This is a genomic window from Arthrobacter sp. Y3225116 (assembly GCF_059091245.1).
Window position 1 is genome coordinate 1 of record NZ_JBNHGL010000165.1, and the last position, 6516, is coordinate 6516.

Annotated in this window: 5 protein-coding genes; 3 read left to right on the forward strand and 2 right to left on the reverse strand. The window is 68.6% G+C overall.

Annotated elements, in window-relative coordinates; translation table 11 throughout:
• Window positions 1–657: dihydrodipicolinate synthase family protein (locus tag AC5RV2_RS13225; RefSeq protein WP_494092710.1), on the reverse strand; the 657-nt coding region annotated here is incomplete at its 3' end.
• Between the two features lie 84 nt (window positions 658–741).
• The gene (locus AC5RV2_RS13230) at window positions 742–1701 is read right to left on the reverse strand and encodes a heme o synthase (RefSeq protein ID WP_494092711.1); all 960 of its coding nucleotides are present in this window, start codon (window positions 1699–1701) and stop codon (window positions 742–744) included.
• Between the two features lie 408 nt (window positions 1702–2109).
• On the opposite strand from AC5RV2_RS13230, the gene tkt reads away from it, so the two are divergent.
• The 3 genes from tkt to AC5RV2_RS13245 form a co-directional block, all read left to right on the forward strand.
• Window positions 2110–4215 carry a transketolase gene (gene tkt, locus AC5RV2_RS13235; RefSeq protein ID WP_494092713.1) on the forward strand — a complete coding sequence of 702 codons (2106 nt, stop codon included), beginning with the start codon at window positions 2110–2112 and terminating at the stop codon, window positions 4213–4215.
• A 10-nt stretch (window positions 4216–4225) separates the two neighbouring features.
• Window positions 4226–5350, forward strand: a complete 1125-nt coding sequence (gene tal / locus AC5RV2_RS13240; RefSeq protein ID WP_494023136.1) for a transaldolase — start codon at window positions 4226–4228, stop codon at window positions 5348–5350.
• The coding region (locus AC5RV2_RS13245; protein WP_494092712.1) for a phosphoglucose isomerase-related protein at window positions 5347–6516 on the forward strand (1170 nt) is incomplete at its 3' end. The genes tal and AC5RV2_RS13245, both read left to right, overlap by 4 nt.

Here is a 6516-nt window from a genome sequence, read left to right on the forward strand (position 1 = left end):
GGCAATCGGCCCGCCGTGCCAGGCATCGGCCGCGAAGCCGGCGTCGGCGATCAGCGCGTCGCCGCTCATGCCGTGGCTGAAGTCGCCGGCCTCGACCGGCAGCAGGCCCCGGAGTTCTTCATATCGGCCGCGGAATACTTCGGCGGAGGGTGCCGATTCTTTCACGGCCACGATGTTGGGTTCCGCGGCCAGCTCGGCCACGAGCTCCAGGCTGAAGCTGAACTGCGTGGTCCGGGGGTTGCTGTACAGGCAGACGGGGAGGCCGGACCGGCGGGCGGCCGCAACGCACTGGGCCGCCACTTCCTCGTCAGTCAGGGGATAGTAGGACACCGTGGAAACCAGGAGGCCGTCGGCACCGGCCGCGTTGGCGTCGTCGATGTTCTGCAGGAGTTCACGGGTGCCCACCGCGCTCACGCCGACGCACACCGGCAGCCCGGGCCGGACCGCCTTAACCGCCTCCACCGCCGCCGTGACGACTTCCCGTCGTTCCGTGCGGTCCAGATACGCGAAGTTGCCCGAACTGCCGAGCACGGTGATCGCGTCGACGGGCGCCTCGCTCACGGCCGCGATATGGCGGATCAGCTCCGGAAGGTTGACGCCGCCGTCGTGATGGAAGGGGGTCACCGGGTAGGCAATCAGGCCGCGGAAGGGGTTCATGCCGCAATCTTAGGGCAGCGCGGGCAGCAGAGCCCCGGGAAGCGCCGGATCCGGAGGGTCAGGCCGGCGTCGGGCGGGTTGCGACTAACCGAAGACAGGACCGCCGATAAAGGGATCCAGGGCCAGGGCCAGGAACAGCACCGTGAGGTAGCTGATGGAACCATGGAACACGCGCATGGCGCTCTTGTTCGTGACGGCGGTGCTTTCGGTTCCGCGCTTGGTCAGCGCGTAGAGCCGGTGCGATTCGTAGACGAACCAGGAACCGCTGAGCAGTGCCACGATGGTGTAGACCCAGCCGGCGCCGCCGACCGGAGCCAGCAGCAGCGAGCAGACCAGGGTGGCCCAGGCATAGAGGACAACCTGCACGGAGACCTGCCGTGCGCTGGCGATCGCGCCGAGCATCGGCACGTTGGCCGCGTTGTAGTCGTCGCTGTATTTCATGGACAGCGGCCAGTAGTGCGGGGGCGTCCACAGGAAGATGACCATGAACAGGATCACCGCCGGCCAGGCCACCGTGTTGGCCACCGCGGCCCAGGCGATGAGCACGGGGAAGCACCCGGCGGCGCCGCCCCAGACGATGTTCTGCGAGGTGCGGCGCTTGAGAATCAGCGTGTAGATCACGACGTAGAAGAAGATCGCGCCGACGCCCAGCATGCCGGCCAGCGGATTCGCCCCGAACCAAAGCAGGGCCACTGCCACCACGGCGAGCACCCAGGAGAACACCAGCGCCTCGCGCGGGGTCAGTTCCCCGGTCACGAGCGGGCGGTTCTCGGTCCGGTGCATGAGCTTGTCCATGTCCCGGTCGATGTAGCAGTTGAAGGAGCCGGCCGCGCCGGCGGCGAGGGCACCGCCGACCATCGTGGCAGCCATCAGCCAGAGGTCGGGGAAACCGCCCTGGGCGAAGATCATGGTGGGCAGGGTGGTCACCAGCAGAAGTTCCATCACGCGGGGCTTCGTGAGCGACAGGTAGGCCTTGGCCTTGCGCGAGAAGCCGGGCTTGGCCGGAACGGCCAACGCCTGGTCCGGTACGGTCTGGATATTCAAGGAAAAACCACTCAGTTCTGCTGGAGTTCGTCTGACACACGAAAGCGCCCAGCCGTTAAGGACGGGCCAAGGTGCACCTACATCATACTCCTTCTATGTCTCGTAGAAACCGGTTTCCTGCTCGGAGAAACCGGCTTCGCCCGCCCTCGCCGAAACCCGCCCGGGCGCGGGGGCATCTGCCGCCGTCAAACAGTGCCCGCCTGTGACTGCGGGCACTGCACAGCGTCCTGCGCATTGCAGACGCAACGGATAGAGTGGGGAAGGAGCGCCAATCCGCGGTTATCGGCGCAACAAGCTTGAGGCAGTAACAACGGCGAATGGCCCAATCGGTCCGCGGCTGCGGCTACTTTCCGGACCGTCGGCTGCCGCCTAGACGCAGATCAGAAAGGGGCCCACCCGGTGCCACACATGGAAGATCAGGAATTGTCCTGGACATCGCTGGACCAGCGGGCGGTGGACACGGTGCGTGTCCTCGCGGCCGATGCAGTGGAGAAGGTCGGCAACGGCCACCCCGGCACCGCCATGAGCCTGGCCCCGGCCGCGTACCTGATCTTCCAGAAGTTCATGCGCCACGACCCCACCGATCCGCAGTGGGTGGGCCGCGACCGGTTCGTCCTCTCCCCCGGCCACACCTCGCTGACGCTGTACATCCAGCTGTTCCTCTCCGGCTACGGCCTGGAACTGGAGGACCTGAAGGCGCTGCGGACCTGGGGATCGCTCACGCCGGGCCACCCCGAGTACAAGCACACCCCGGGTGTCGAAATCACCACCGGCCCGCTGGGCCAGGGGCTCGCCTCCGCCGTCGGCTTCGCTTACGCGCAGCGCCGCACCCGCGGCTTGTATGACGCCGATGCTGCCGCCGGCGAGAGCCCGTTCGACCACACCGTCTGGGTGATCGCGTCCGACGGCGACCTGCAGGAGGGCGTCACCTCGGAGGCCTCCTCCCTGGCCGGCCACCAGGAGCTGGGCAACCTGGTGGTGCTCTACGACGACAACAAGATCTCCATCGAAGACGACACCGACATCGCCTTCAGCGAAGACGTGCTCAAGCGGTACGAGGCGTACGGCTGGCACACCCAGCGGGTCGACTGGACCGAGACCGGCGAGTACGTCGAAGACATCCCGGCCCTGTTCGAGGCCTTGAAGGCCGCGAAGGCCGAGACCTCCCGCCCCTCGATCATTTCGCTGCGCACCATCATCGGCTGGCCCGCCCCCAAGAAGCAGAACACCGGCAAGATCCACGGCTCCGCCCTGGGCGCCGAGGAGGTCGCCGCCGTCAAGGAGGTGCTCGGCTTCGATCCGGAGCAGAATTTCGCGGTCGAGCCGGAGGTCCTGGATCACGCCCGGCAGGTGGCCGTGCGCGGCAAGCAGGCCCGCGCGGACTGGGAGACCGGCTACCAGGCCTGGCGCGAGGCCAACCCGGAGAACGCCGCGCTGCTGGACCGTGTGCAGGCGTCCGAGTTGCCGGACGGCTGGGAGTCGGCGCTGCCCGAGTTCCCGGCCGGCAAGGACGTCTCGACCCGGGCCGCTTCCGGCAAGGTGCTCAACGCCATCGGCCCGGTGCTGCCGGAGCTGTGGGGCGGTTCGGCGGACCTGGCCGAGTCCAACAACACCACGATCGAAGGCTCCCCGTCGTTCGTTCCCGAGTCGCGGCAGACCGACATGTGGTCGGGCGGGCCGTACGGCAGGGTACTGCACTTCGGCATCCGCGAGCATGCGGCCGCCTCCATCGTGAACGGCATTGTGCTCAGCTCCAACACCCGCGCCTTCTCGGGCACGTTCCTGATCTTCAGCGACTACCAGCGGCCGGCCATCCGGCTGGGCGCCCTGATGGGCGTTCCCTCCATCTACGTGTGGACGCACGATTCCATCGGACTGGGCGAGGACGGACCGACCCACCAGCCGGTGGAGCAGCTGGCGAGCCTGCGTGCCATTCCGGGCCTCGACGTCGTCCGCCCGGCCGATGCCAACGAGGTGGCTCAGGCCTGGAAGGCGGTGCTGGAGAACCACAGCAACCCGGCCGGCATTGTCCTCACCCGGCAGAACCTGCCCGTCTACGAGCGCGGCGAGAACGGTTTCGCCTCCGCCGAGAACGTGGCGAAGGGCGCCTACGTGCTGGCCGAGGCGCAGTCCGACGGCGCGGACACGACGCCGCAGGTGATCCTGCTCGCCACCGGTTCCGAGGTGCAGCTGGCCGTCCAGGCCCGCGAGACGCTGCAGGCCGACGGCATCGCCACCCGCGTGGTCTCCGTCCCCTGCCTCGAGTGGTTCAACCGGCAGGACCCCGCCTACCGCGAGTCCGTGCTCCCGGCCGGCATCAAGGCCCGCGTGTCGGTGGAAGCCGGCATCGCGCAGTGCTGGGACGGCCTGGTCGGCGACGCCGGCCGCAGCGTGTCCCTGGAGCACTACGGCGCCTCGGCCGACTACAAGACCCTGTTCCGCGAATTCGGACTCACGGCCGAGGCTGTTGTCGAGGCCGCCCGCGACTCGCTCTCCCAGACCACCGATTCCTAAGGAGGACGCAATGTCCAACCCGAATACCCAGGCACTCTCCGATGCAGGCGTTTCCATCTGGCTCGACGACCTTTCGCGGGAGCGGATCAACTCCGGGACCCTGAAGGCCCTGATCGACGAACGGAACGTGGTGGGCGTCACCACCAACCCCTCCATCTTCGCCGCCGCCCTGCAGGACGGCCGCAGCTACGAAGCGCAGGTCCAGCAACTGGCCGCCGACGGCGCGGACGTGGATACGGCGGTCTTCGCCATCACCACGTCCGACGTGGCCGAGGCCTGCGACCTGTTCTCCCCGCTCGCCGCCGATACGGAGGGCGTGGACGGCCGCGTGTCGATCGAGGTGGATCCGCGGCTGGCCCGTGACGCGCACGGCACGGCCGCCGAGGCGCAGCATCTGCACAAGGCCGTGGGCCGCACCAATGCCTTCATCAAGATCCCGGCCACCAGCGAAGGCCTGGAGGCCATCACCGAGACCCTCGCGCTCGGCATCAGCGTCAACGTGACGCTGATCTTCTCGCTGCAGCGCTACCGCGAAGTGATCAACGCCTTCATGCTGGGCCTGGAGCAGGCCAAGGAAAACGGCAAAGACCTGTCGACCATCCACTCGGTGGCTTCGTTCTTCGTCTCCCGCGTCGATACCGAGATCGACAAGCGCCTGGACGCCGCCGGGTCCGCGGAGGCCGCCGCGTTGAAGGGCAAGGCCGGCGTCGCCAACGCCCGCCTGGCGTACCAGATCTACGAGGAGCAGTTCGCGACCGAACGCTGGCAGGTGCTGGCCGCCGCCGGCGGCCGGCCGCAGCGGCCGCTGTGGGCCTCCACCGGCGTGAAGAACCCGGACTACCCAGACACCCTGTACGTCACCGAACTGGTGGCCCCGAACGTGGTCAACACCATGCCGGAGCCGACGCTGGAAGCCCTCGCCGACCACGGGAAGGTCGAGGGAGACCGGGTCACCGGCACCTACGCGGAAGCGAACAAGGTGCTCGACGACATCGCGCAGGCCGGCATCTCCTACAACGAGGTGGTGGAACTGCTCGAGGAGGAGGGCCTGGAGAAGTTCGTGGCCAGCTGGCAGCAGTTGCGGGAGACCGTCCAGAACGCCCTCGACTCGGTGCACGGAGCCCGGCAGTCATGAGTTCGCTGGCTTTCGAGGCGTCGGGAGCCGCACTGGCCGCCGTCCGCCGCCATATCGACACGCTGGTGGAGGACCGCATCGCTTCCCGCATCGCGACCCAGGACAACACCCTGTGGGGCCCGGAGGCGGAAGCCGAGGCGGCCGTCCGCCTCGGCTGGGTCGATGCGGCGGCGCTGTCCCGGCCGCTGGTTCCGGAAATCCTGGAGCTGCGCAAGGAGCTTGCGGCCGAGGGCGTGACGCGCTTTGTGCTGGCCGGCATGGGCGGCTCCTCGCTGGCACCGGAAGTGATCGCCAATACCGCCGGCGTGGAGCTCACCGTGCTCGACAGCACGGATCCCCAGCAGGTGGGTGCCGCGCTGGCCGAACGGCTGGCCGACACCGCCATCATCGTGTCCTCCAAGTCCGGTTCCACGCTGGAAACCGATTCCCAGCGCCGCGTCTTCGAGCAGGCGTTCACCGACGCCGGGTTGGACGCCGCCTCGCGCATCATCGTGGTCACCGATCCCGGCTCCCCGCTGGATGAGGCGGCGCGGGAAGCCGGGTACCGTGCGGTGTTCAACGCCGACCCCAACGTCGGCGGACGGTACTCCGCGCTGACCGCGTTCGGGCTGGTCCCTGCCGGACTGGCCGGCGTGGACATCGAGAGGCTGCTCGACGACGCCGAAGAGGCCGCCGAGGTGCTCTCCGAGGATTCCGCCGACAACATGGCCCTGGCTCTGGGCGCGGCGCTGGCCGGCACCGAGCCGCTGCGCAACAAGATAGCCATCGCCGACGACGGTTCCGGGATCGTCGGCTTCGCCGACTGGGCCGAGCAGTTGGTGGCCGAGTCCACCGGCAAGCTGGGAACCGGACTGCTGCCGGTGGTGGTCAACGCCGGCGATCCGGAGACCGTCTCCGGAGCCAAGGATGTGCTCGTGGTCCGGCTGGTCTCCCCCGATCACGAGGTGACGGTCGGAGCCGACGAGGTTGCCGTGGGCGGGAGCCTGGGCAGCCAACTGCTGCTGTGGGAATACGCCACGGCCGTGGCCGGCCGCCTGCTGGGCATCAACCCCTTCGACCAGCCGGACGTCGAGGCGGCGAAGGTTGCAGCACGCGGGCTGCTGGACGAACGCCCGGCCGCGGCGCTGCCCGACTTCACCGACGGCGCCGTCCAGGTGCGCGGCAGC